Annotated in this window: 22 protein-coding genes; 12 read left to right on the top strand and 10 right to left on the bottom strand. The window is 68.7% G+C overall.

The annotated features are described in order from the left end of the window. Positions 1 to 70 precede the first annotated feature (70 nt). A complete protein-coding gene (locus ACWEPG_RS18830; protein ID WP_452594988.1) occupies positions 71 to 907 on the top strand; it encodes a thioesterase family protein in 837 nt (278 codons plus the stop codon). Here the strand turns inward: ACWEPG_RS18830 and ACWEPG_RS18825 are convergent. Next, positions 874 to 1,671, bottom strand: coding sequence for a slipin family protein (locus ACWEPG_RS18825; protein WP_452594987.1), 798 nt, complete (start codon positions 1,669 to 1,671; stop codon positions 874 to 876). The two genes, ACWEPG_RS18830 and ACWEPG_RS18825, sit on opposite strands and share 34 nt — an antisense overlap. Then, a complete protein-coding gene (locus ACWEPG_RS18820; protein ID WP_450114799.1) occupies positions 1,668 to 2,141 on the bottom strand; it encodes an NfeD family protein in 474 nt (157 codons plus the stop codon). Before ACWEPG_RS18820 ends, ACWEPG_RS18825 begins: the two co-directional genes overlap by 4 nt. Positions 2,142 to 2,558: 417 nt before the next feature. On the opposite strand from ACWEPG_RS18820, the gene ACWEPG_RS18815 reads away from it, so the two are divergent. After that, positions 2,559 to 3,503 (top strand): alpha/beta hydrolase, encoded by a 945-nt coding sequence (locus ACWEPG_RS18815; protein WP_450114800.1) that lies wholly within the window; start codon positions 2,559 to 2,561, stop codon positions 3,501 to 3,503. Then, complete coding sequence (gene lnt, locus ACWEPG_RS18810) at positions 3,500 to 4,987, top strand: apolipoprotein N-acyltransferase (protein ID WP_452594986.1); 1,488 nt, start codon at positions 3,500 to 3,502, stop codon at positions 4,985 to 4,987. The genes ACWEPG_RS18815 and lnt overlap by 4 nt, the downstream gene beginning before the upstream one ends. Positions 4,988 to 5,044: 57 nt before the next feature. Here the strand turns inward: lnt and ACWEPG_RS18805 are convergent, their stop codons facing one another. Then, a complete protein-coding gene (locus tag ACWEPG_RS18805; RefSeq protein WP_450114802.1) occupies positions 5,045 to 5,728 on the bottom strand; it encodes a FadR/GntR family transcriptional regulator in 684 nt (227 codons plus the stop codon). 64 nt (positions 5,729 to 5,792) lie between these two features. On the opposite strand from ACWEPG_RS18805, the gene ACWEPG_RS18800 reads away from it, so the two are divergent. Then, positions 5,793 to 7,082, top strand: a complete 1,290-nt coding sequence (locus ACWEPG_RS18800) for an MFS transporter (RefSeq protein ID WP_452594985.1) — start codon at positions 5,793 to 5,795, stop codon at positions 7,080 to 7,082. A 61-nt stretch (positions 7,083 to 7,143) separates the two neighbouring features. On the opposite strand, the gene ACWEPG_RS18795 is transcribed toward ACWEPG_RS18800, so the two are convergent. Continuing rightward, positions 7,144 to 7,797: a hemerythrin domain-containing protein gene (locus ACWEPG_RS18795; protein WP_452594984.1), complete on the bottom strand. Its 654-nt coding sequence runs from the start codon at positions 7,795 to 7,797 to the stop codon at positions 7,144 to 7,146. A gap of 93 nt (positions 7,798 to 7,890) precedes the next feature. Here ACWEPG_RS18795 and ACWEPG_RS18790 point away from each other — a divergent pair, with 93 nt between their 5' ends. Further along, positions 7,891 to 9,042: a helix-turn-helix transcriptional regulator gene (locus ACWEPG_RS18790; RefSeq protein ID WP_452594983.1), complete on the top strand. Its 1,152-nt coding sequence runs from the start codon at positions 7,891 to 7,893 to the stop codon at positions 9,040 to 9,042. 217 nt (positions 9,043 to 9,259) lie between these two features. On the opposite strand, the gene ACWEPG_RS18785 is transcribed toward ACWEPG_RS18790, so the two are convergent. The 6 genes from ACWEPG_RS18785 to ACWEPG_RS18760 form a co-directional block, all read right to left on the bottom strand. Then, positions 9,260 to 9,559 (bottom strand): hypothetical protein, encoded by a 300-nt coding sequence (locus ACWEPG_RS18785; RefSeq protein WP_452594982.1) that lies wholly within the window; start codon positions 9,557 to 9,559, stop codon positions 9,260 to 9,262. Positions 9,560 to 10,242: 683 nt separating this feature from the next. Beyond that, on the bottom strand, positions 10,243 to 11,400 hold the full coding sequence (locus tag ACWEPG_RS18780; RefSeq protein WP_452594981.1) for an acyl-CoA dehydrogenase family protein: 1,158 nt from the start codon (positions 11,398 to 11,400) through the stop codon (positions 10,243 to 10,245). A gap of 314 nt (positions 11,401 to 11,714) precedes the next feature. Beyond that, on the bottom strand, positions 11,715 to 12,575 hold the full coding sequence (locus ACWEPG_RS18775; protein WP_452594980.1) for an SDR family oxidoreductase: 861 nt from the start codon (positions 12,573 to 12,575) through the stop codon (positions 11,715 to 11,717). Then, positions 12,572 to 14,113, bottom strand: a complete 1,542-nt coding sequence (locus ACWEPG_RS18770) for an AMP-binding protein (RefSeq protein WP_452594979.1) — start codon at positions 14,111 to 14,113, stop codon at positions 12,572 to 12,574. The genes ACWEPG_RS18775 and ACWEPG_RS18770 overlap by 4 nt, the downstream gene beginning before the upstream one ends. Positions 14,114 to 14,166: 53 nt before the next feature. Next, positions 14,167 to 15,576, bottom strand: a complete 1,410-nt coding sequence (locus ACWEPG_RS18765) for an aldehyde dehydrogenase family protein (RefSeq protein WP_452594978.1) — start codon at positions 15,574 to 15,576, stop codon at positions 14,167 to 14,169. A gap of 85 nt (positions 15,577 to 15,661) precedes the next feature. After that, positions 15,662 to 16,489 carry an SDR family oxidoreductase gene (locus ACWEPG_RS18760; RefSeq protein WP_452594977.1) on the bottom strand — a complete coding sequence of 276 codons (828 nt, stop codon included), beginning with the start codon at positions 16,487 to 16,489 and terminating at the stop codon, positions 15,662 to 15,664. A gap of 25 nt (positions 16,490 to 16,514) precedes the next feature. Here ACWEPG_RS18760 and ACWEPG_RS18755 point away from each other — a divergent pair, with 25 nt between their 5' ends. The 7 genes from ACWEPG_RS18755 (at position 16,515) to hisH (ending at position 23,313) form a co-directional block, all read left to right on the top strand. Continuing rightward, entirely contained in the window at positions 16,515 to 17,870 is a 1,356-nt protein-coding gene (locus ACWEPG_RS18755; protein ID WP_452594976.1) for a PucR family transcriptional regulator, read from the top strand. Positions 17,871 to 18,198: 328 nt separating this feature from the next. After that, entirely contained in the window at positions 18,199 to 19,536 is a 1,338-nt protein-coding gene (gene hisD, locus ACWEPG_RS18750) for a histidinol dehydrogenase (protein ID WP_450114806.1), read from the top strand. Continuing rightward, a complete protein-coding gene (locus ACWEPG_RS18745; protein WP_452594975.1) occupies positions 19,533 to 20,666 on the top strand; it encodes a histidinol-phosphate transaminase in 1,134 nt (377 codons plus the stop codon). Before hisD ends, ACWEPG_RS18745 begins: the two co-directional genes overlap by 4 nt. Further along, positions 20,663 to 21,277, top strand: coding sequence for an imidazoleglycerol-phosphate dehydratase HisB (gene hisB / locus ACWEPG_RS18740; RefSeq protein WP_450114808.1), 615 nt, complete (start codon positions 20,663 to 20,665; stop codon positions 21,275 to 21,277). The genes ACWEPG_RS18745 and hisB overlap by 4 nt, the downstream gene beginning before the upstream one ends. An 11-nt stretch (positions 21,278 to 21,288) precedes the next feature. After that, a complete protein-coding gene (locus tag ACWEPG_RS18735; RefSeq protein WP_450114809.1) occupies positions 21,289 to 21,444 on the top strand; it encodes a hypothetical protein in 156 nt (51 codons plus the stop codon). Between the two features lie 79 nt (positions 21,445 to 21,523). Beyond that, positions 21,524 to 22,687, top strand: coding sequence for an MFS transporter (locus tag ACWEPG_RS18730; protein ID WP_450135216.1), 1,164 nt, complete (start codon positions 21,524 to 21,526; stop codon positions 22,685 to 22,687). Next, a complete protein-coding gene (gene hisH, locus ACWEPG_RS18725; protein ID WP_452594974.1) occupies positions 22,684 to 23,313 on the top strand; it encodes an imidazole glycerol phosphate synthase subunit HisH in 630 nt (209 codons plus the stop codon). The genes ACWEPG_RS18730 and hisH overlap by 4 nt, the downstream gene beginning before the upstream one ends. Positions 23,314 to 23,318 lie beyond the last annotated feature (5 nt).

Raw genomic sequence — 23,318 nt, 5'->3', positions numbered from 1 at the left:
AACGGTTTCGGGGACGGGCCGCCGGGCGGCCCGGAATCATGACGGCGATCCTCTTCGAAAGGCGACGACCGTGACCGACCAGCTCGCGTTCTTCAGTTCGACCCCCGACGGCTTCGTTGCGCAACACTTCGCCGTCAGCAGGTGGTCGCCCGACATGGTCAACGGCGCCGCCCTGTGCGGGCTGATCGCGCGTGCCCTCGAAAAGGGCCACGGTGGAGACGGATTCGTGCCCGCCCGGCTCACCGTCGACCTGTTCGCTCCGGCGCGCACCGCGCCGCTGACCACCCGCACGACCGCCGTCCGCGACGGCAACCGGATCCGCGTGGCCGACGCCGAACTGATCCAGGACGGCCGGCCGGTGGTCCGCGCGACGGCGGTGTTCCTGCAGCCGTCGCAGCAGCCGCCGGGCCAGGTGTGGACCCGTGCGCTGCGGCCGTCGCCGCCGCCGGAGCACATCGCGCCGCCCACCGACGAACTGGTACCGCCGTTCTTCGGCAGCGACGACCACCCCGAGGGCTGGTCGACCGCGATGCTCGAACATCAGGGAGCGAGCCGCAAACGCATGTGGGCCCAGCACCTGCCGGTCGTCGCGGGTGAGCCCCCCTCGCCGTTCGTGCGGGCCGCGATGGCCGGTGAACCGACCAGCCTGATGACCAACTGGGGTACCGAGGGCGTCGGGTACATCAATGTCGACATGACCCTCGTGCTCGCCCGATTGCCCGAGGGTGTCGAGGTGGGGATCGAGGCCGACGACCACATCAGCGCAGATGGTGTCGCGGTCGGCACCGCGACGATGTACGACCGTCGCGGTCCGATCGGCACCTGCGTCGTCAGCGCCCTCGCCAACGCACGCCGTCAGGTCGACTTCGGCGGTCAGGGGGAGTTCGTGCTGCCCGAGAAGGCCTGACCGTCGACGGCGGCGCCCGGGGTCAGAAACGTCCGCATCAGGTCGACCGGCAGCGGCACGACCACCGTCGACTTGCTGTCGCCGCCGACCTCGCGCAGCGTCTGGAGATACCGCAACTGCAGCGTCGTCGGGTTCCGGGAGATCACCGCCGCCGCCTCCGCCAGCTTCGCCGACGCCTGGTACTCGGCCTCGGCGTTGATGATCTTCGCGCGCCGCTCCCGCTCGGCCTCCGCCTGCCGGGCGATGGCGCGCTGCATGCGTTCGGGGATCTCGACGTCCTTGATCTCGACGGTGGTCACCTTCACGCCCCACGGCTCGGTCTGCTGGTCGATGACCTTCTGCAGGTCCTCGTTCAGCTTGTCCCGGTCCGCGAGCAGGGTGTCCAGCTCGGCCTTGCCGAGCACCGAACGCAGCGTCGTCTGCGCGATCTGTGTGGTCGCGGCCAGGAAGTTCTCCACCTCGATCACCGCGCGATCGGCGTCCAGGACCCGGAAGTACGCCACTGCGGTGACCTTCGCCGGCACGTTGTCCCGGGTGATGACCTCCTGGACCGGGATGTTCAACGTCACCGTCCGCAGGCCGACCCGGACCATCCGGTCCACCACCGGTATCAGCAACACCAGGCCGGGGCCCTTGACGCCCTGTGCCCGGCCGAGCCGGAAGACCACCGCGCGTTCGTACTCGCGCAGGACCCGGATCGCGGTGCCCGGGACGATCAGGGCGAAGATCATCAGGACCAGCAGCAGGATCAGCAGCACGGTCATGGGAGTTCCTCCCAGGATTCGCGGCGGCGCACGTTCAGCGTGAGCCCGTGCACCGACTCGACGACGACGGATTCCCCCGCCTCGGGGCGGGGCGTCTGGGGGTAGCCGAACTCGATCTTCGCCATCCAGAGCCCACCGTCGGCGCGGACCTGACCCGTCGCGCCGTCCCAGTTGCTCACGGTCGCCTCCCGGCCGACCAGCGCCTGGGGGCCGCTGTGAACCGGGGTCCGGCGGGTCGCGACCATCGTCCGTCCCAGTGCCGCGGTGCCGACCAGCCCGATTCCGGTGAGCCCGATCGCGACCGGGACCGCGACGACCTGCGCGACCCCGCCGGCGAGGAAGAGCAACGCGACGCCGCCGCCGATCAGCAGAGCGGACAGTCCCGAGAGCACTCCGGCCGTGGGCGCGTGCGCCTCGACCAGGATCATCACCAGGCCCAGCACCACGGCCACCACGCCGATCGTGGCCATCACGGCTCCCACACTCGCGCACCGGCGGCACAGCACGCCGGGAGGGTGGGCGCCTCGCGTAGCCACTTCGCGCCCGGCCCTCGACTTCCACGGTAATCCCGTCCGCGCCGACCGGCCACCACGTGTGCCACCGATCGTCCCGGCGGCCCGCCGCAAGGTCGGATTCGGGTTCCTCGTGTTACGGGCTCGTAAATGTGTCGCAGGTCACGTACCATGAATCAGCTGCCCGTGAACTCAGGCAGCGCGGTCGGGTCGTAGTAGTCAAGTGCTCAGTTCGTTCGTGCTCGCCAGGAGCTCACGATGACAACGCAACCGTCATCAATTCAATCCTCCGCAGGACAATCCCCACGTCGCGGACAGGTCCGCCGGCGCCGGTCGGCGACTCCCGTCGTCGCCGTCACCGTCGAACCGTTGTTCGTGCCAGGTGCCAGCGTCCGATCGCAGATCCTCGCCCATGCCGTCCGGCTCGGTGTCAAACCAGTCCTCAACGTCTGGGGTCGGTACCCGAGCCCGTTGTGGCCGGCGGGGCTGCTCGACCAGTCCGTCCGGTACCTGCAGCCGGTGCGTGGGGTGAGCCGGCATCGTGTCCACCTCGACGAGTGCGACGCCGAATGGTGGCCGCGCCACAACGACGGTGACGGCGGCGGTGTCGCGATCCTCTACCTGCACGGCGGCGGGTTCCTGACCTGCGGACTGAACACCCACCGGGTGCTGTCGCTGCGGATCGCCGCGGCTGCGGGGGCGTCCGTCCTCGCCGTCGGATATCGGATGCTGCCGCGGCATCCGATCGCGGATTCGATCGCCGACTGCGCCTCGGGGTACCGGTGGCTGCTCGAGAAGGGGTATCCACCGGAGCGGATCGTCGTAGCCGGCGACTCGGCCGGCGGGTTCCTGACCTTCGCGACGGCACTGGCACTCCCGGAACTCGGACTTCGGCAACCGGCCGCCCTGGTCGCGCTGTCGCCGCTGACCGACCTCGACCCGTCGACCAAGCTCGCTCGACCCGAGGGCAATGCGTGTCCGCTCATTCCCCGTTCGGTGCTCGTCACCCTCGCGGACATCGCGGGACGCGCCGACGGCGCGACTCCGACCGTCTCGCCCGTCGACGGCGCGCTCGCTGGACTGCCACCGGTCCTCATCCAGGTCGGGTCGACGGAGATGCTGTACCCGGATGCAGAACTGATGGCGCAGCGTCTCGGTGCCGCGGGCGTGCCCGTGACCTTCGAGGTGTGGGACCGGCAGGTGCACGTCTTCCAGGCGGCCGCCGACATTCTGCCCGAAGCGGCCCGTGCGGTGGTCCGCATCGGCGAGTTCGTCCGCGACACCACCCGAGCGCCGGTACGGACCTCCGCGACGGGGTGAGCCGATGGCCGGCGCGCGGCGGCGCGCTGCTTGCCGGAGCCCTGCCTGCCCTCGCGTTTCCCGGCCCGAATCTGGCTCTTCTCGCATGGGTCGCGCTGGTGCCGGCGCTGCTGGTGTTGCGCGGATCCCGCTCCGGTGGGGACGCGGCGGTGCGCGGCTGGTGCGTGGGGGTGGGCCTGGTCGCCGCCACCCAGTACTGGGTGGCGCCCAATCTGGTCTTCTTCTTTCCACTCGGCGTCGCGGCACTCGCGCTGCTGTGGTCCGCCTGGGGCCTGCTCACGTGGACCCTGCTGCGCGGCGTTCTCACCGCACGCCGTGCCGTGGCGGCGGTGATCGGGGTGCCCGCGGGATGGGTGCTGATCGAGGCGGTCCGGTCCTGGCAGTGGCTGGGCGGGCCGTGGGCGCTGTTCGGTGCGACGCAGTGGCGTCACCCCGCGGTCCTGGGGCTCGCCGCGGTCGGCGGGGTGTGGCTGGTGGGGTTCGCGGTGGTCGCGGTGAACACCGGGATCGTCGTCGCGGTCGCGTCGCCGGGTGCGTCCGGGCGGGCGGTGGGCGGCGCCGCGGTGGTGTTCGCGCTCGCGGCCGGGCCGGCCTGGTACTCCCTCGGACCGGTGCCGGCGACGGCCGGGCGACTGCGGGTCGCGCTGATCCAGGTCGAAACAGGGCTGGCCGACAACATGATTCGACAGGAGGAGCTGACCCGCGCCGCGGCACCCGGGGCCGATCTGGTGGTGTGGGGGGAGAGCAGCGTCGATGTCGACCCGGGGGAGCGGCCCGAGGTGCTCGCCCGGCTGACCACACTGTCCCGCGAGGTGGGCGCCGACCTGCTCGTCAACGTCGACGCCCACGTCGTCGGCACCGACGCCCACGTCGTCGGCACCGACGCGATCGCCAAGACTGCCACCCTGATCGACGGCACCGGGGTGGTCGCGACCTACCGCAAGACCCGTCTCGTGCCGTTCGGCGAGTACATCCCGTTCCGGGATCGGCTCGGCTGGCTGAGCCGCATCACCGCGGCGACCGCGCAGAACCGGGTGCCGGGCCACGAGCTGGTGATCATGGACACCGGCGGGACACGGATCGGGCCGCTCATCTCGTTCGAGCTGACCTTCCCGGACCTGGCGCGACAGCAGGCGAAGGGCGGTGCGGCGCTTCTCGTCTACCAGACCTCGACGTCCACGTTCCAGGGCAGTTCGGGTCCGGCGCAGTTGACGAGCGTCGGGGCGGTTCGCGCCGCGGAGACCGGCCGCCCCGTCGCGGTCGCGGCGCTGACCGGGGTGTCGGCGGCGTTCGACGCGCGCGGGCGCGTCCTCGCCTGGCTGCCCGCCGCGGGCGCCGGGTCGCTGGTCGTGGACCTCGAGCCGTCCTCGGGGCGGACGCCGTACGTACGGTTCGGCGACTGGCTGCCCGCGGTGTGCGCGGTGGCCGTGATCGCGATCGCCGGCGGGACGGTGGTGCGGCGGGTCCGGCGCAGTCGCGGGTGAAGGTTGCCTGCGCCGCGACGCAGCAACTCGTCGGGGCGTGGTCGAGACGTTCTCCGCTCAGCGTCCCCCGCCGGCGCGGATGCGGACCGCGGTGAGGGTCAGATCCAGGTAGCTGCGGGCGGCGGCGGTCGCGGCGGCCGGGTCGCGGGCCTCGACGGCGGCGACCGCCGCCCGGTGGTCGGCGGTGGACATGTCGTGACCGTGCACGCCCTCGGTGTACGAGTAGGTGGCGCGCATCGGTTCCAGGAGCGCGCCGATCAGGTCCACCAGCACCGGGTTGTGCGCCGCCGCGACGATCGCGAGGTGGAAGTCGAGGTCGTGGGAGGCGAACACGGCCTCGTCGCCGTTGGCGGCGTCCCTCCCGTCGAGTGCGGTGCGCAGCCGTGTGAGGTCGTCCTCGGTGCGGCGTTCGCACGCCAGCGTGATGGCCTCGAGTTCGAGTGCGCGTCGCACCTCGTGCACGTGCAGCAACTCGGTGACGTCGACGACGCGGCCGAGCAGTCCGCCGATGTCGGTGCGGGCCCGCACGAAGGTTCCGGATCCGCGACGGATCTCGAGAATCCCGGTGGATGTGAGCGTCTTGATCGCCTCACGCACGGTGTTGCGGCCGACGCCGAGCGTGGCCATCAGTTCGGGCTCGGTCGGTATCCGGGCTCCAACCACCCACTCGCCACCTTCGATCCGTTCTCGGAGCCAGGCGAGTGACTGCTGGTAGGCGGTTCCCCGCTGCACTACTGACACGCGACCATCCTGTCACGCGGCTCATCGGATATCCTACGTCGGACGTCCTACCTATTGTCCCGAGGTGATTCCCACGTCCTCCGATGTGCTGTCCGACGCCGTCGTCTCGACCGGCCCCGCTGCCTCCACCGGACCCGCTGGCGCCGCACCGCCGGTCCGCTGGCGAGGAAGGCACTTCCATGGGGTGTTCTACGTCCTGGTGATCGTGGTGATCGGCGCCAACATGCCCAGCGCCCTCTACGGCCTCTACCGCACCGAGTTCGGTTTCAGTGCGGCCGTGCAGACCGCGATCTTCGCGGTCTACGTCGCCGGACTGATCCCCGCGCTGTTGCTGTTCGGACCGTTGTCGGATGCGCTGGGACGCCGCGCCGTCCTCACCGTCGCGGTCGGCGCGGGGGTGGTCGGATCGGCCACCCTGGCGTTCGCGGACAACACCGCGTGGCTGTTTCTCGGCCGTATCGCGCAGGGTGTCGCGGTCGGGACGGTGTCCGCGGCGGGGACGGCCGCCCTCGTCGAGCACGAACCCGACGGCAACCACAGCCGCGCAGCCCTCGCGTCCTCGCTGGGCGGTGCACTCGGTGCCGCGCTCGGCCCCCTGATCGGGGGTGTCGTCGCGCAGTACCTCCCCGATCCACTGCGCACTCCTTACGTGCTGTTCCTGGTCGGCCTGGTGCCCGCGGTGATCGCCCTCTGCCTGCTGCCCCGCGGTGACCGCGACCGCGGTGCCCGGCTCCTGCGCCTGCCCGCGGTGCCGATCACCATCCGGCGCACGTTCTGGATCTCGACGATCGCGGTCGCGTTGGCATGGGGTGCGGTCGGACTGTTCCAGTCGGTCGTCCCGTCCTGGATCTCCGGACTCCTCGGTGTGCAGAACCTCGTCGTCGGAGCGTTCGCGGCGGCCCTGGTGACGCTGGTCTCCGTCGCCACCCAGGCAGTGTCCGGGCGGCTGGCCGGGCGACGGGCGGAACGGCTCGGGCTGGTGACGCTCGCCGTCGGCATGGTCGGCTTGCTGATCGTCGACCTCACCCCGTCGTTGGCGTTGCTGTTCGCGGTGACCGCGGTCGTCGGCGTCGGACACGGCCTGGCGTTCGCCGGTGGTCTGCGCAGCGTCAACGCCGCGGCCCTCGAACACGCCCCGGGCTCGCAGGGCGCCGTGATCGGTGCCTTCTTCGCGGTCAGCTACGTGGGGTTGGCCGTCCCCGCCATCTGCGCCGGCGTCGCGATCACGGCGTGGGGAATGCGCACCGCGGTGATCGGCCTCGCGGTGATCGGCGTCGTGCTGTGCGCGGGCACACTCGTCGCCGGCGGTCGAAGCGGCGGGCGCGCCGCGCGGGACCGAACCGGCGCCCGGTAGCGCCGGCCGCACACCGGATGCCGACACGGGATCGGGCGTGTCGGCCGGCCGTGCGGTGGCGTCACTCCCAGCGCCGCACCCGCCGGTACCGCGGATTCCAGCGGTACCGGTAGACCAGCCGCAGGGGAGGCGGGAGCACGCCGACCACGATGCGGACCCGGTTCTCCGGGGCACCCTCCGTCAGATACGGCGCGGCGTCGGCGAGCTCCTTGTACGTCAGGTCGTGGATGGCGTGCTTCGAGACAGCACGAAATTCCTCGGAGGTGACCGTCTCCCGGATCAACGGCACCGCCTCGCGCTCCTCGTGGGCGAGATGCGAGTGCAGGATCGAGACCAGGTCGTCGACCCGGTCGGCCAGCCGGTCGTGACCGTGGTCGGGATCGGCGAATGCCGACTCCACGGCGGCGAGCGCCGGATCGACGAGCGCATGCTCGGCCTCCATCGCGTCGAGCACCGCGACGTCGTCGGGGCGGTCTGTGAGCTTGCGCCGCATCAGCGGCCAGATGTAGGTGTCCTCGACGGTGTGATGATGGTGCAGCTCGCGGCTGAAGCCGTGCCATCCGGTGAGCAGGGCGTCGTGAGCGGCGGGATCCTCGGGATCACCCCGCTGTGCGGCCCGCGCCAGGCGCGCGGCGTCCCGGCGGAACGCATCGTGCAGGATTCCCATGATCTCGATGTCGGCGTCGGACATCCTCGTGGGCTTGGTGGTCGTCATGGCTTACCTCGGCTCGTCGAACTCTCCCCGGTTCGAGTGTCGAACCATCGCACGGGGGTTCCAATCCCACATTCGAGGGGGGAGGATCGGACCATGACCCCAGCGTCGCGAGCCGGCGCCCGGTTGCAGGCCGCGATCCACGATGCGAAGTCGACCGCCACGGACGCTGTCGACTTCCGCAGCGCGGCTCTCGAAGCAATCCTTGCGGTAGTCCCGTCCGACTGCTCCGTCCTTGCCCCGGTCGACCCGGCGATCGTCGTGCCCACCGCGGCGACCACCGTCGGTTTCGCCGACCAAACCCGTGCCTGCGAACTCGCCTTTGCGCTGGAGTACGGGACCACCCCGCCGGAGAACAGTTACGTGTCGTTGCTGCGCCGGCGGCGGGGGATCAGGACGATCGGCGAGGCGACCGGCGGCAGTGTCCGCGAGAGCCGGACCTATCGCGAGCTCCTCGCCCCGCTCGGACTGAGTGATCACCTCCGCATGGTCTTCCGCGGGCGGGACGGGTTGTGCTGGGGGGTCGGCGATCTCATCCGCGGGCCGGGTTCGGGCTTCACGGACGACGAGGTCGACGTGCTCGCGGGCGTGCTGCGCGATGTCGGTGAGGGCATGCGCTCGACCCTGCTGCGGCAGGCCCCGCAGGTGTGTGCCGAGGTCGACGGTGGCCCGGCGATGGTGCTCGTCGGACCGGACAACGAGTTCGAACTGGTGACGCCGGCGGCGCGGGACTTCTTCGCACGCCTCGACTGGGGTCCACCCGACGGTCTCGATCGGATGGCGCCCGTCGTGGTCGCCGCGATCAGGCAGCGCACGTTGCACTCGGACTCCATCACGCTGCGCACCCGCACCACCGACGGCGAATGGGTCGTGATCCGCGTCGGGCGACTCGATCGGCGTGCGACCGGACGCGTCGTGTTGACGTTCGAACGGGCCCAGTTCCCGGAGATCGTCTCGCTGGTTGTGGCCGCGTACGGCCTGACCGCTCGGGAGGCGGAGGTGCTCGCGCAGGTGTTCGCGGGCCGGACGCGGGAGCAGATCGGGCGGCGGCTGCACATCAGCCCGTACACCGTGCAGGACCACCTCAAGAGCATCTTCGCGAAGACCGGGGTGAACAGTTGTCTGAGCCTGGTCGCGCGGCTGGTGTACACCGAGTACCGGCCGCGGCTGGGCGCGCCGGTGGGCCCGGACGGCTGGTTCGTGGCGGGGAACGATCGGAGCCGTAACGGCTCGCCGGTTATGACGTAGCTCTCGCCGATCCCGAAACGCCGGGCTCCGGCTTCGCCGGGTGCACGCGGCTGTGAATCGTCAATGTTGTTGGCAACTCCCGAGGAGTTGACCTGCGGTGTGCCAACTACGGTGACCACCTTCGGGCGCGATCGTGATCGAGATAGTTGGCAATTGTTCGCGGATCCGCCGCGTGAATTCGGCCGCTTTGGCGGACGAACCGCATGTTGGCCAGGTGTCAACGTGTGAAAAGGTGATCCTTCAGTTGCCCCAGGGTGCCCTCATCCAAACGGGGGAGGACGTCCATCCACACACGCAGTGGCGGCCGCCCGATCATGGGTACGTCGACGAACGCGAGGTCACGCTGCGGCGAGGACCAGTCGCGCATATCGAGTGTCGAGCACCCGGGCGTCGGCTCGAAGCCGCTTGCGCAATACACCCTCACCCCGGACTCGACCGGCGTCAGAATACGGGTTCCCCGGACATCGGGGTTCCAGAAACCGGGGTCCTGCGGACCGAGCACGTCGTTGACGGTCACGAGGGAGCCGCGGGGAATCGACGGGGTGGCCGGCTCGGCACCGACAGGGGCCGATCCGAGCCAAACCGTCGCACCGGCAAGGGCGAGAACGACACCGAGGCGCCGTCTCGAGGGAGTCGGTAGGGCCATGCCGGAGCTCCTTGATCATCGACCGTGGGAAATCGCATCCTCACGTTAGCCGTCGTCCATCCGGAGCCGCCCTTTGGCCAACTGTCCTGACCAATGGGCCAACAATGTTGACGAAGTGGCCAGCTGGGGTGACGAATGGCCAACTACGGTGACCATTCAGAGCCGCTGTGAACCGTCATCGTAGTTGGCGCTTCTCGCTGCCTTGACCTGCGGATTGACACTATCGTGATCAGGCTCGAGGCCGATCGTCGTCAAGATAGTTGTCAATTGTTCGCAGCGGTTCGTTAGCCAAATGATGTTATCTGCGGCGTTTGTCGTTGCAATCACAGCGTGGCACCACCGGAGCGGTCCCTGCCGGTCAGGTGGGTGTCGTCGACTCGTCGCGCGGCAAGGCCGGTTCGCCTCGCTGCGTTGCGGGGCGGACCGACCTTGCCGCGCCTCGCCGTCGACGACCGTGCCGGCACGTTCCTCGATCGGGGACCGCGATAGATTCCCGGAGGAACCTCATGCCGGTTGATGACGGGCCAGCGTCTCCCGAGTGATCCGGCCGCCGATCAGAGCCCGATCGACTTGGCGATGATCGTCTTCATCACCTCGTTCGTGCCACCGTAGATGCGGGAAACACGGGTGTCCGCGTACAGGCGTGCAATCGGGTATTCGCGGATATAGCCGTATCCCCCGTGCAGCTGCAGGCACTTGTCGATGACCCGACCTGCCGCCTCGGTGCAGAACAGCTTCGCCTTGGCCGCATCGGCGACGGTGAGTTCGCCGGCGTCGTGGAGTTCGATGGCCCGATCGGTCATGAGCTGCATGGCCTCGACTTCGGTGGCGCATTCGGCAAGGACGAACTTGGTGTTCTGGAACGAGGAGACAGGCTTGCCGAAGACGGTACGTTCCTTGACGTATTCGACAGCGAATCGGAGTGCAGCAGCGGCTGTTGCGGTCCCGGTGACGGCGATGCCGAGGCGTTCCTGCGGAAGATTGTGCGTCAGATAGCTGAAGCCCTGACCTTCTTCTCCGAGTAGGTCCTCGACCGGGACCCCCACGTCCACGAACGACAATTCCGCGGTGTCGGATGTTCGCAACCCGATCTTGTCGAGTTTGCGGCCGACGGAGAAGCCTTCGGATGTGGTGTCCACGCACAGGATGGACAGTCCGTGGCGGCGATCGTCCGGGGTCGGTGCTGAGGTGCGGGCGACGACGAGGACCAGGTCGGCCAGGGCGCCGCCGGTGATGAATGTCTTCTGCCCGTTGAGGATGTAGTGGCGGCCGTCGGCAGACAGCTTCGCCGTGGTGGACATGCCGGCGAGGTCGGAACCGGTGCCGGGTTCGGTCATCGCGATCGCGGTCATGATGTCACCGGAGACGAACCCCGGGAGCCAGCGCCGCTTTTGTTCATCGTTGGCGTGGGAGAGCAGGTACGGGAGTACCAAATCGGAGTGGATGGAGGCGTTTCCGAAGGTGACGCCGGCCCGGGCGGTTTCTTCCGTGAGGATTGCGGAGTATTTGAAGCCCGACTGTCCCGCGCCGCCGAACTCTTCGGGCACCTGGATGCCGTGAATACCGAGATCGCCGAGTTTGCGATAGAAGTCGCGAGGCGGGTGGCCTTGTTGTTCCCACTCGTGGTGGACCGGGACGACTTCCTTCTCGATGAAGTCGCGGATCGTCTTGCGGAACGCTTCGTGATCTTCGTTGTAGATTGTGCGCTGCACGATATTTGTCCTCTTGTGTCGATTGGGCGTTGTCGCCGTACCGCTGGATGAATCCGATGAGTCGGCGCGACGAATTCTGTTCCGAAGTCGGTAAGTTTGAAGTGTCTAGGACCATCGCCTATGCGATGAACAAGCACGGATCGGCAGCATCCGCACTCAGACACCGAGTGTGTAGGGCATCCGCCTGACGGTGCGAACGAAGCTGCCGACCAGTTCTTCCGGCTCTCCGGCCACGCGCCCACGGACGTCGGCAGAACGTGACCGGAAGCCGAGGTTCGTGACGGTGACGGGTTGGAATTTTCGCACTGCGGTCGTCATGGCATCCCCGATTCGTTCTTCGAGGTGGAAGTCGAGGCCGCCCGGGCCAGCTTCTGGCTGAGTGCACCGAGCCCGGACAGCCCGAGCCCGCCGTCGACGACGATGCGGGCACCCGTGACGTAGGAGGCGAGGGGAGAGGACATCACCACGGTCATGGCGGCAACCTCCTCGGCGCGGCCGAATCGGCCCAGTGGGACAGCGGTGGTCCAGGCCTCGGCGCCGATAGGTTCGGACAGGCGCTTCATGCCCTCCGTGCCTTCGATCGGGCCGGGGACTATGGAGTTCGAGCGGATGCCGTGGCATCCCCATTCGAGGGCGAGGTTGCTCATGAGGTTGTCGATGCCGGCCTTGGCGGCACCCACGTGCGCCTGATACGCGAACGGAAGGTATGCCTGCCCGGCCGAGACGAACAGAATGCTGCCGCGGCTGGCCTTCAGGTGCTCGAACGCGGCGTGGGCGGTGTGGAAACTGCCCTGCAGATCGATGTCGATCACCGTTCGAAAACCGTTGGGGGATATGGACTCCGCCGGAGCGTAGAAATTCCCTGCAGCACCTGCGATCACGGTGTCGAGCCGGCCGAACTCCGATGACGCCCGGTCGACGGCCGCGGTCAACGCTTCGGCGTCGCGAACGTCGGCCGGGGTGGTCAGCACCCGGGTACCGTGCCGCCGCAATGTCTCTGCCGCGGCATCGAGCTTCTCGGGGGTGCGACCGCATATCGCGACGTCCGCGCCGACCGACGCGAACGCGTCTGCGATCGCGTAGTTGATGCCGCTGCCGCCTCCGGTGACGAAGACGGAGCGGCCGGTCAGGATTGTCGGCGAGACGAGATCGGTGAGCCGCACAGTGCCCGTCACTTGGACGCACCTTCGGTGAAGATCTCGCGCAGCTTGCCTTTGACGAGTTTTCCGGTCGGGGTCCGAGGAAGATCGTCGACGAAGTCCATGGACTTCGGTGCCTTGTAGTGCGCGATGCGCTCGCGCACGTACTCGATCAGTTCGGTTGCGAGCTCCTCGGATTCCTTGATACCGGCCGCGACCTGCACGACCGCCTTGACCTGTTCGCCCATCTCAGGATCCGGCACGCCGATGACGGCCACATCGTGTACGGCCGGGTGAAGGGCGAGAACGTTCTCGATCTCCTGCGGGTAGATGTTCACCCCACCGGAGATGATCATGAACGATTTGCGGTCCGTCAGGTACAGGTAGCCTTCCTCGTCGACATAGCCGAGGTCACCGACCGTGGTCCAGAAGGGATGCTGAGGGTGCTGAGCATCAGCGGTCTTGTCCGGGTCGTTGTGGTACCGGAACGGCAGGTGATCGCGCTCGAAGTACACGGTGCCGACCTCTCCCGCCGATAGTTCGGTGCCGTCGTCGTCGCAGATGTGCGCGGGTCCCAGGACGCTCTTTCCGACCGACCCGGGATGAGCGAGCCACTCATCGGAATCGATGAAGGTCATGCCGTTAACCTCGGTGGAGCTGTAGTACTCGTAGACAAGCGGGCCGAGTCGGTCGATCATCGCGCGCTTGACGTCCGGCGGGCACGGTGCCGCGGCGTGGATGAGCACTCGCAGGCTCGTCAGGTCGTAGCGGGCGAGAATCGCCTCGTCGAGTTTGAGGATCCGGACGAACATCGTCGGCACCATCTGCGAGACCGTGACCTGGTACTGCTCGATGTGACGCAACGTTGCCTCGGCGTCGAACTTGCGCGCCAGGACCACGGTACCGCCGAGCACGTGGACCATTCCGCCCCAGCGCAAGGGCGCAGCATGGTAAATCGGTGCAGCGGAAAGATATACGTCGGATTCGCCGACGCCGTACATGTGCTGGGCGATCATGACGAGCGGGTCACCGGGTTCGTCGACCCGCCGATCGGGTAGCGCCGCCTTGATGCCCTTGGGGAACCCGGTGGTGCCGGAGGAATAGAGCATGATTGCGCCGGAAGGTTCGCTCTCGAGGCGCGGGCCCGCTGAAGCAAGGGCACTTTCGTAGGAGTCGAAACCCGCGACGTCCCCACCGAATGCGAGGCGCACGGTATGGGAATCGGTGAGGTCCCCGACGGTGGCGCCGAGGTCTCCGAGAGCTGCGGAGACGATCAGCGCGCGGGCACCGGAGTCCCGCACGATATAGGCGACTTCTTCGGGCGTGAGGTGGCTGTTGACGGCGGTGATGTAGAGGCCCGAACGTTGCGTGGCCCAGAAGACTTCGAAGGCTTCGACGGCGTTGTCGCTCAGGAGCGCGACGACGTCGCCGCGGTGCAGTCCGGCGTCGTGCAGGACGCGGGCGAGGGCTGCGGAATTGTCGTCGAGCTGACGGTAGGTCAGGGACCTGCCGGTGTCGGCGAGGACGACAGCGAGACGGTCCGGGGCGTGCTGGGCGTGGATGCCGGGATACATCGATGCACCCTTTCTCGAACGGTGGAGGGGGAGGAACGTGATGCGGTGAAGGTTCAGAAGAGCTTGCGCATGAGTTTCAGCGTGGCCGCGGTGTACGGCGGGTAGACGAGTTTGAGATCCGGACGTTGGGGTTTGAGCAGCACGGATTTGCGGTGACTGAGAGCTTCGAAGCCGTAGCGCCCGTGATAGGAGCCCATGCCGCTCGCGCCCACCCCACCGAACGGCAACTGGGGTGCGAGCACATGCGTGCCGACGTGATTGATCACCGCGGCCCCGGCACTGACCTGCCGCAGAAAACGTCGACGCACCTGCCGGGACGAGGTGAACAGATACGCGCCGAGGGGCTTGGGTCGAGCCCGCACGAACGCGAATGCCTCGTCGACGGAATCGACCGTCAGCACCGGCAGGATCGGACCGAAAATTTCCTCGGTCATCACCGCGTCCTCGGGTGCGGGGTCGACGAGCACCGTCGCCTCGATCGTCAACGTCTCACGGCAGGTGCTGCCTCCGACCGCAGCGGTGCCGCTGGTCGTCGCAAGGTACCGGTCGAGCCGGTCGAAGTGCCGTGCGTTGACGATCCGTTTCGCCGGACCGCCGTCGGCGGTGGTGAACTCGGTGACTGCGCGGGCGATCTTCTCGACCAGGACATCGCGCACGCTGCGTTCGACCAGCACGTAGTCGGGGGCGATGCAGGTCTGTCCCGAGTTGAGCAGCTTCACCCAGGCGATTCGACGAGCGGCCACGTCGAGGTCCGCGTCGGCGGTGACGATCACCGGGGATTTTCCGCCGAGTTCGAGCACGACCGGGCTCAGGTGCGGCGCCGCATCGGCCATGATCTTGCGTCCGATCTCGGTGCCACCGGTGAAGAAGACGTGATCGAAGCCCTGCGCGATCAGTGACCGGGTGATCTCGGCGTCGCCCTCGACGACCATCACGGCCTCCGGATCGAGGTACTGCGGCAGCAGTCGCGCGAGCAGCGCCGAGGTGATCGGTGCGAGCTCCGAGGGTTTGAGTACCGCGCAGTTCCCGGCGGCGACCGCCGCGATCAACGGGCCGAGCGTGAGATACACGGGATAGTTCCATGCTCCGATGATCAGTGCGACACCGAGCGGTTCGTGCTGCACCCATCCCAGGGCCGGATGCTGGTTGAGCGAGAGCGTTTTCGGGCGCGGCAGCATCCAGGCTCGCACGCGCTTGCGTGCGTGGGCCGCTTCGGTCTTGGTCGGAGCGATGTCACCGAGCCATGCCTCGAAGGCGTTGCGGCCCAGATCGGCATGGAGTGCTTCGGCAATGTCGTTCTCCCGTTCGTCGAGCAGCCGCTCGATCGCTGCGAGTTGGCGGGTGCGCCACGAGGTCGGGCGGGTCCGGCCGGTGGCGTGGACGACGCGCAGGCAGGCCGCCTGATCACCGAGTGGCGGGGTGATCGTCGAAGACGGAGCCTGGTGGGGGTCGGTTCGGGTCATGATCTCTACTCGGTGTCGAGGACACGACGGACGGGATGAGCATGCTCATACGTTCGGTGTCGGTGGGTGAGGGCCGGGATGACGGTCACGCCCGGCGGGCGCGGTCTTCGTATGCCTTGCGTGCAACGGTGTCCACCCCGTCGAGGAAGACCTTGTTTCCACCGAGGACCCGGGTGAGGAACTCGGCGAGGTTGCGAGGCAGGAACTTCTGGGACGCGCCGATGGCGCCGGCGAGTCTGGTCACCCGTACCTTCGGTCGCGGGCGTTCGATCAGGCCGGCGATCGCCCGGGCGATCTCGTCGGGCTCGGCATTGCGCAGCCCCGGAATGCCTTTCGTGCCGGCGGTCAGTTCGGTGTTGACGAACGACGGCAGAACCGCACTGAAGTGCACACCGGTGTTCCGGTGTTCGATGCGGGCGGAATCGGTGAAGCCGACGACGGCGTACTTGCTGGCGCAGTAGGTGGCCAACCCCGGGGTGTACATCTCACCGGCGAGAGATGCGACGTTGATGATGTGCCCTCCGCGGCGGGGCAGCATCCGCTGCACCGCGAGCTTCGAGCCGGTGATCACACCGAGCACATTGATGTCGATGATCCTGCGAGTGACCGAGTCCGGTTCCTCCGCGATGCGGCCGGTGGGCATGATGCCGGCATTGTTGACCAGCACATCGATCGGACCGAGGGCGGCTTCGACCTGGTCGAGGAAGGCCGCGAACGAGTCCGGATCGGTGACGTCGAGCCGGAAGTACGCATCCAGACCGAGCTCCGTCGCCGATTCTTTGAGTTTCGCCTCGTCGACGTCGCCGATGGCGACTTTGGCGCCGAGCCGGGTGAGCGCGGTGGCGGTCGCGTACCCGATGCCCCGGGCACCTCCAGTGATTGCGACAACCTTGCCTCTCAGATCTTCCTGCACTGTCGGACCCCTTCTCGTCTCGGGTGTGACGCTCAACACCCACTTAGGAGAGTGGCACAATCGGACAGCAGCTTCTTGGCCGATAAAGTTAAACTTCGCGATCAGATTTGTATTCGAAATACAACAGGTGAGGTGGCCGATGCACGACGAAGCAGAACTGTGGATGCACCGATTCGTCACCGACGCGCTCGCCCCGGACCGGCACGGACCCCTCATCGACCGGATCAACGAGTTCATCGCCGACTCTGTGGCCGAAGTGGCAGCAGACCGTGAACTGCGGCGCGACCTCGAAGCCAGCACCCGAGAGCAGAGCCGCGCCTTCCTCGCTGCGCTCATCGCCGAGTCGACGGTGGTGAACCCACCGGCAGCCGCACACGAGCTCGCCCGCGCCATCGCCCGGAAAGGACTCGACCTTCGAGTGTTGATGCAGATCTACCGGGTGGGGCAGAAAGCCATCGTCCGATACGTCGCCGACACGGCCACCGAACAGATCGCCGACCCGACCCAGACCCCGCAGGCGTTGCTGCGTCTGTGGGACAGCGCCGGTGAGTGGCTCAACGTCTCACTCGAAATTCTGGCCGAGACATATCGGCAGGAACGCGAACTCGGACTCCGCGGGGTGTTCGCCCGACGCGCCGAAACAGTGCAGGAAGTACTGCGTGGCCAGGTGTCGGACCCGACGGTCCTCTCCCACCGCCTCGGCTACTCGCCACTTCGGTACAACACGGCCGCGGTGCTCTCGACGCAGAACACCTCACCGGACGACATCGGCGACACCATCGGCACCCTGGAGTCGGTGGCGCGCTCGATAGCGCACGTGATCGGCTCCCAACACCTGCTGACCGTCCCCGCCGGATCGCAAGGGCTGTGGGCGTGGATCTCCACCGCCACCCCCGACTACCGCTTACCGGTCGACACCGCACCAGAACGATCCTCCTCCGCTGTTCGGGTGGCCCTGGGCAACCCGGCAGCCGGAGTGGACGGTTTCCGCACCAGCCACCGCGAAGCTCAGGCCGCACACGACCTGCAGGACCGCGTACTCGATCCGCGACAGCTGATCCGGTTCACGGACATCGAGCTCGCCCACCTGCTCGAAGGTCATCCCCAAGCAGCAGCAACCCTCGTGAGCCGGGAACTACGCGGCCTCGACGGCCGGGATGCGAACTCGGCGCAACTGCGGCAGACCCTGCGGGTCTTCCTGGCCAACAGCCGCAGCTACGACGCTGCTGCTCGACAGCTCGGCGTGCACAAGAACACCGTGCGATACCGCATCCAACGAGCGGAACAGCTTCTCGGACATCCGATCGATAGTGCGCGGCTGAAACTCGAACTCGCCCTGGAATATCTGAACATTGTCGGCGACGATACGTTACGGACCTGACGCCGAAAGTCCCAGCACACAGCCGGTTTCGGAGTCAAGTGGCTCAAGTGATCGCGCCAGCGGCCTGCCGGTGCGGTGGGTGTCGAGTGCCGTCGGCGGGGTTGCCGATCGAGGCTGCCGCTGCGATCGAGCGCGCCTGATCCGGGCTCGGGCGACGGTGGGACGCCTGTCCGTCGACTACCGTGACCAACCGCCGACTAGATGACCCATCCGCCGACTACGGTGACCATTCACAGCGGCGGCGGCGCGGCGTCGACGGTGGGAGAAAACCGGTAGCGCCTATCCTGGATAATCGACTGCACACACTTCCTCTTGTGAAGGGACCCTCATGCCTGCCCGCACCGAGCTCGCCCGCGTCGACCTGCGCGGACGAACCCCGTCCGTCGCCGAACTCCGGTCGGCCCTGCCCCGCGGCGGAACGGACGTGGACGCGGTGCTGCATCAGGTGCGTCCCGTGGTCGAGGCCGTCCGCGATCGTGGTGCCGAGGCCGCGCTCGAGTTCGGGGAGAAGTTCGACGGGATCCGCCCCGCGCAGGTCCGGGTGCCGCGCGCCGAACTGACTCGCGCACTCGCGGAACTGGACGCCGACGTGCGGGCCGCGCTCGAGGTCGCGATCGAACGCACCCGTAAGGTGCACGCCGACCAGCGCCGCACCGACACCACCACCGAGGTCGTGCCCGGCGGCACCGTCACCGAACGCTGGGTGCCGGTCGAGCGGGTCGGTCTGTACGTGCCCGGCGGCAACGCGGTCTACCCGTCGTCGGTCGTGATGAACGTCGTCCCCGCGCAGGCCGCCGGCGTCGAGTCGCTCGTCGTGGCCTCGCCGCCGCAGGCCGCGTTCGGCGGGCTGCCGCACCCGACCATCCTCGCCGCCGCCGAGTTGCTCGGCGTGGAAGAGGTGTGGGCCGTGGGCGGCGCGCAGGCGGTCGCCCTGCTCACCTACGGCGGCACCGACACGGATGCGAGCGAACTCGCCCCCGTCGACCTGATCACCGGCCCCGGCAACATCTTCGTCACCGCGGCCAAGCGGCTCTGCCGCGGCCTCGTCGGCATCGACGCCGAGGCGGGCCCGACGGAGATCGCGATCCTCGCCGACGGCACCGCCGATCCGGTGCACGTGGCCGCCGACCTGATCAGTCAGGCCGAGCACGACGTGATGGCCGCGTCCGTCCTGGTCACCACCTCGACCGAGCTGGCCGACGCCGTCGACGACGCACTGACCGCGCAGCTGGAGCTGACCAAGCACCGCGAGCGGGTCGCGACCGCGCTGGCGGGCAGCCAGTCCGGGATCGTGCTGGTCGACTCCATCGACGATGGGCTGCGGGTGGTCAACGCGTACGCCGCCGAGCACCTCGAGATCCAGACCGAGGACGCCACCGCCGTCGCCGCCCGGGTCCGCAGCGCCGGCGCGATCTTCGTCGGACCGTGGGCACCGGTCAGCCTCGGCGACTACTGCGCCGGCTCGAACCACGTGCTCCCGACCGCCGGCTGCGCGCGCCACTCGTCCGGTCTGAGCGTGCAGACCTTCCTGCGCGGCATCCACGTCGTCGACTACTCGGAGTCGGCCCTCAAGGACGTGGCGCAGCACGTGATCAACCTCGCCAACGCCGAGGACCTGCCCGCCCACGGCGAGGCCGTGCGGCTGCGATTCGAGTCGCTCCGGTGAGCGCCGTGCCCGGCGCGGCGGTGAGGGTCGACGACCTGCCGCTGCGGGAGAACCTGCGCGGCAAGTCGGCCTACGGCGCCCCGCAGCTGACCGTGCCCGTGCAGCTCAACACCAACGAGAACCCGCACCCGCCGACGCAGGCACTCGTCGACGACGTCGCCGAGTCGGTCCGGGAGGCGGCCCGGGAGCTGCACCGCTACCCGGACCGCGACGCGGTCGCGCTTCGGACCGACCTGGCCGCCTACCTGACGCGCCAGACCGGGGTGCCGGTCACCGTCGACAACGTGTGGGCGGCCAACGGATCCAACGAGATCCTGCAGCAACTGCTGCAGGCGTTCGCCGGACCGGGCCGCAGCGCAATGGGTTTCGTCCCGTCGTACTCGATGCACCCGATCATCGCCGACGGCACCGACACCACGTGGCTGCCGGTGATGCGCGGCGCCGACTTCGCCCTCGACGTCGAAGCGGCCGTCGCCGCGATCGCCGAGCAGCGGCCCGACGTCGTGTTCGTCACCAGCCCCAACAACCCGACCGGGCACAGCATCCCGATCGAGTCGCTGCGCCTGCTGCTCGACGCCGCACCGGGCATCGTGATCGTCGACGAGGCGTACGCCGAGTTCTCCGAGGCGCCGAGCGCGCTGACCCTGATCGACGACTACCCGACCAAGCTCGTCGTCTCGCGGACCATGAGCAAGGCGTTCGCGTTCGCCGGCGGCCGGCTCGGATACCTCGCCGCGGCACCGGCGTTCGTCGATGCGCTGCTGCTGGTGCGGCTGCCGTACCACCTGTCGGTGGTCACGCAGGCCGCCGCCCGGGCCGCACTGCGGCACGCCGACGAGACGCTCGGCAGCGTGCACGCCCTCGCTGCCGAGCGGGTGCGGGTGTCGAAGGCGCTGGCGGACACCGGGTTCCATGTCATCCCGTCGGACGCCAACTTCATCCTGTTCGGTGAGTTCGCCGACAGTGCCCGCGCCTGGCAGGCGTACCTGGACCGCGGGGTGCTGATCCGCGACGTCGGCATTCCCGGATACCTGCGCACCACCGTCGGACTCGCCTCCGAGAACGACGCCTTCATCGCCGCCAGCGACGAGATCGCCGCCACCGAACTCAACCGGGGAGAGAATCGATGACCGACCGCATCGCCAAGATCGAGCGGACCACCAAGGAGTCCTCGATCTCCGTCGAACTGAACCTCGACGGCACCGGCATCGTCGACATCTCCACGGGAGTGCCGTTCTTCGACCACATGCTCACCGCCCTCGGCGCGCACGCCAGCTTCGACCTGACGGTCAAGGCGGAGGGCGACATCGAGATCGAGGCCCACCACACGGTCGAGGACACCTCGATCGTGCTGGGTCAGGCCCTCGGACAGGCGCTCGGCGACAAGAGGGGCATCCGCCGCTTCGGTGACGCGTTCATCCCGATGGACGAGTCCCTCGTGCACGCCTCCGTGGACGTCTCCGGACGGCCCTACTGTGTGCACACCGGCGAGCCGGAACACATGCTGCACACGGTGATCGGCGGGTACCCGGGTGTCCCGTACGCGACGGTGATCAACCGGCACGTCTTCGAGTCGATCGCGTCGAACGCGCGGATCGCGCTGCACGTGCGGGTGCTCTACGGCCGCGACCAGCACCACATCACCGAGGGCGAGTTCAAGGCCGTCGCCCGTGCACTGCGTGAGGCCGTCGAACCCGACCCGCGGGTGACCGGGGTGCCGTCCACCAAGGGCGCGCTGTAGGCCGGGGGATCATGAGCACAATCCTGATCTACGCCCTGTTCCTGATCGCGGGTTTCGCGATCGGCGGCGCGTACTCGATGTGGAAGAACGACAACAAGCTCGGTGCCGGGGTGCTGGTGGCACTCGCGATCCTCGCGGCGGCCGGCGGCATCCTCCGGTTGATCTAGGACCGAAAACGACTCTGTGACATCACTGCTCCGCACTCGGACGCCTTCATTGCTCCGCAATCGCGGGGTGCCGGTGGCCATGCTGATGGGCTTCACGGCATTCGGCGGGTGGTCCCTTCTGCTGCCCGTCGTCCCGCTGGCGATCTCCCGGTCCGGGGGATCCGACGCCCTCGCCGGCGCCAGTACCGCGATCTTCATGGCCGCGACGGTCCTCACCCAGCTCGGCACCCCGCGCCTGCTGCACGCCCGCGGCTACCGTCAGGTGCTGGCGCTGGGCAGCCTGCTGCTCGGGGTGCCGGCGCTGGCGCTGCTGTGGTCCACCGCCGCGGTTCCCGCCCTGACCACCTCCGCGATCCGGGGAATCGGTTTCGGCCTGGTCAGCGTGGCGGGCAGTGCCCTGGTCGCCGAGTTGGTGCCACGCGCCCAGCTCGGTCGGGCGACTGGCGCCCAGGGCATCGCGATCGCGGTCGGGCAGATGATCGCGCTCCCCGTCGGCCTCGCACTGTTCGACCGTGGGCACGCGAACCTGGTGTTCGTTCTCGGCGCCCTGGTGCCCTCGCTCGCGGTGCTCGCCGTGGCGGCGCTGCCGTCCGTCCGGCCCACCCGCTCGGACGGGCAGGGGAGCAGGCCGCCGCTGTCGATGCTGCTCGTGCCGTGTCTGGCGATGCTGGTGGTCGCGTCGATGTATGGCGGGGTGTCGAGCCTGCTGCCGATCGCGATCACCGACCGGGCCGCCGTCGCGGGAGTGGCGCTGTCTGTGGTCAGCGGCGCGATGCTGATCGGACGGTACGGCGCCGGGATCCTGGTGGACCGGATCGGGGTCGGGCGGATCATGGTGCCCGCGTTGGCCTGCGCCGCCCTCGGTGGCGTGCTGTACGTCGGTGGGGTCCACGGCGACGGCTCCGTCGCGCTGCTGCTCGCCGGCTCGGCCGCGTTCGGGCTCGGCTTCGGCGCGGTGCAGAACGACGCCCTGGTGTCGCTGTTCACCGCGGCCGGACCGGGCCGGGTCGGTGCGGCGAGCGCGGCCTGGAACATCAGCTACGACTCCGGCACCGGAGTCGGCGCGCTGGCGCTCGGCGTGGTGGCCGGGATCGCCGGGTACCCCGCGGTGTTCGTGGTCGCTGCCGTTGCGGTCGCGGCGGTGATCCCGGTCGCGCTGCTGCGGGGTGCCCCGGCGGATCCGTCGCCGGGCGGACCGGGAATTCGGGAGGCAACCGTCCGGGCCGATAGAGTTGCGTCATGACCTCCGTCGCCCTCCTCGATTACGGCTCCGGGAACCTGCACTCGGCGCAGCGGGCCCTCGCGCGCGTCGGCGCCGACGTGACCGTCACCTCCGACCCCGAGGTCGCGCTCGCCGCCGACGGCCTCGTCGTGCCCGGCGTCGGTGCGTTCGCCGCGTGCATGGAGGGCCTCAAGCAGGTCCGCGGCGAACGGATCATCGGCAAGCGGCTGGCCGGCGGCCGACCCGTCCTTGGGATCTGCGTCGGCATGCAGATCATGTTCGAGCGCGGCGTCGAGCACGGCGTCGAGGCGGACGGCTGCGGCGAGTGGCCCGGCACCGTCGAACTGCTCAAGGCCGCCGTGCTTCCGCACATGGGCTGGAACACCCTGCAGGCCCCCGCCGACAGCGTCCTGTTCGCCGGCATCGACGCCGACACCCGCTTCTACTTCGTGCACTCGTACGGTGTCCAGAAGTGGGAGCTGGCCGACGACACCCTGATCGCGCCGGCGAAACTGACCTGGGCCGAGCACGGCGGCCCGTTCCTCGCCGCCGTCGAGAACGGCCCGCTCTCGGCCACCCAGTTCCACCCCGAGAAGTCGGGTGACGCCGGCGCCGCGCTCCTCGAGAACTGGGTTCGCAGCCTGTGAGCGGG

It is taken from the genome of Rhodococcus sp. NPDC004095, from assembly GCF_053604015.1.
This window is presented reverse-complemented; position numbering and strand designations above follow the sequence as displayed.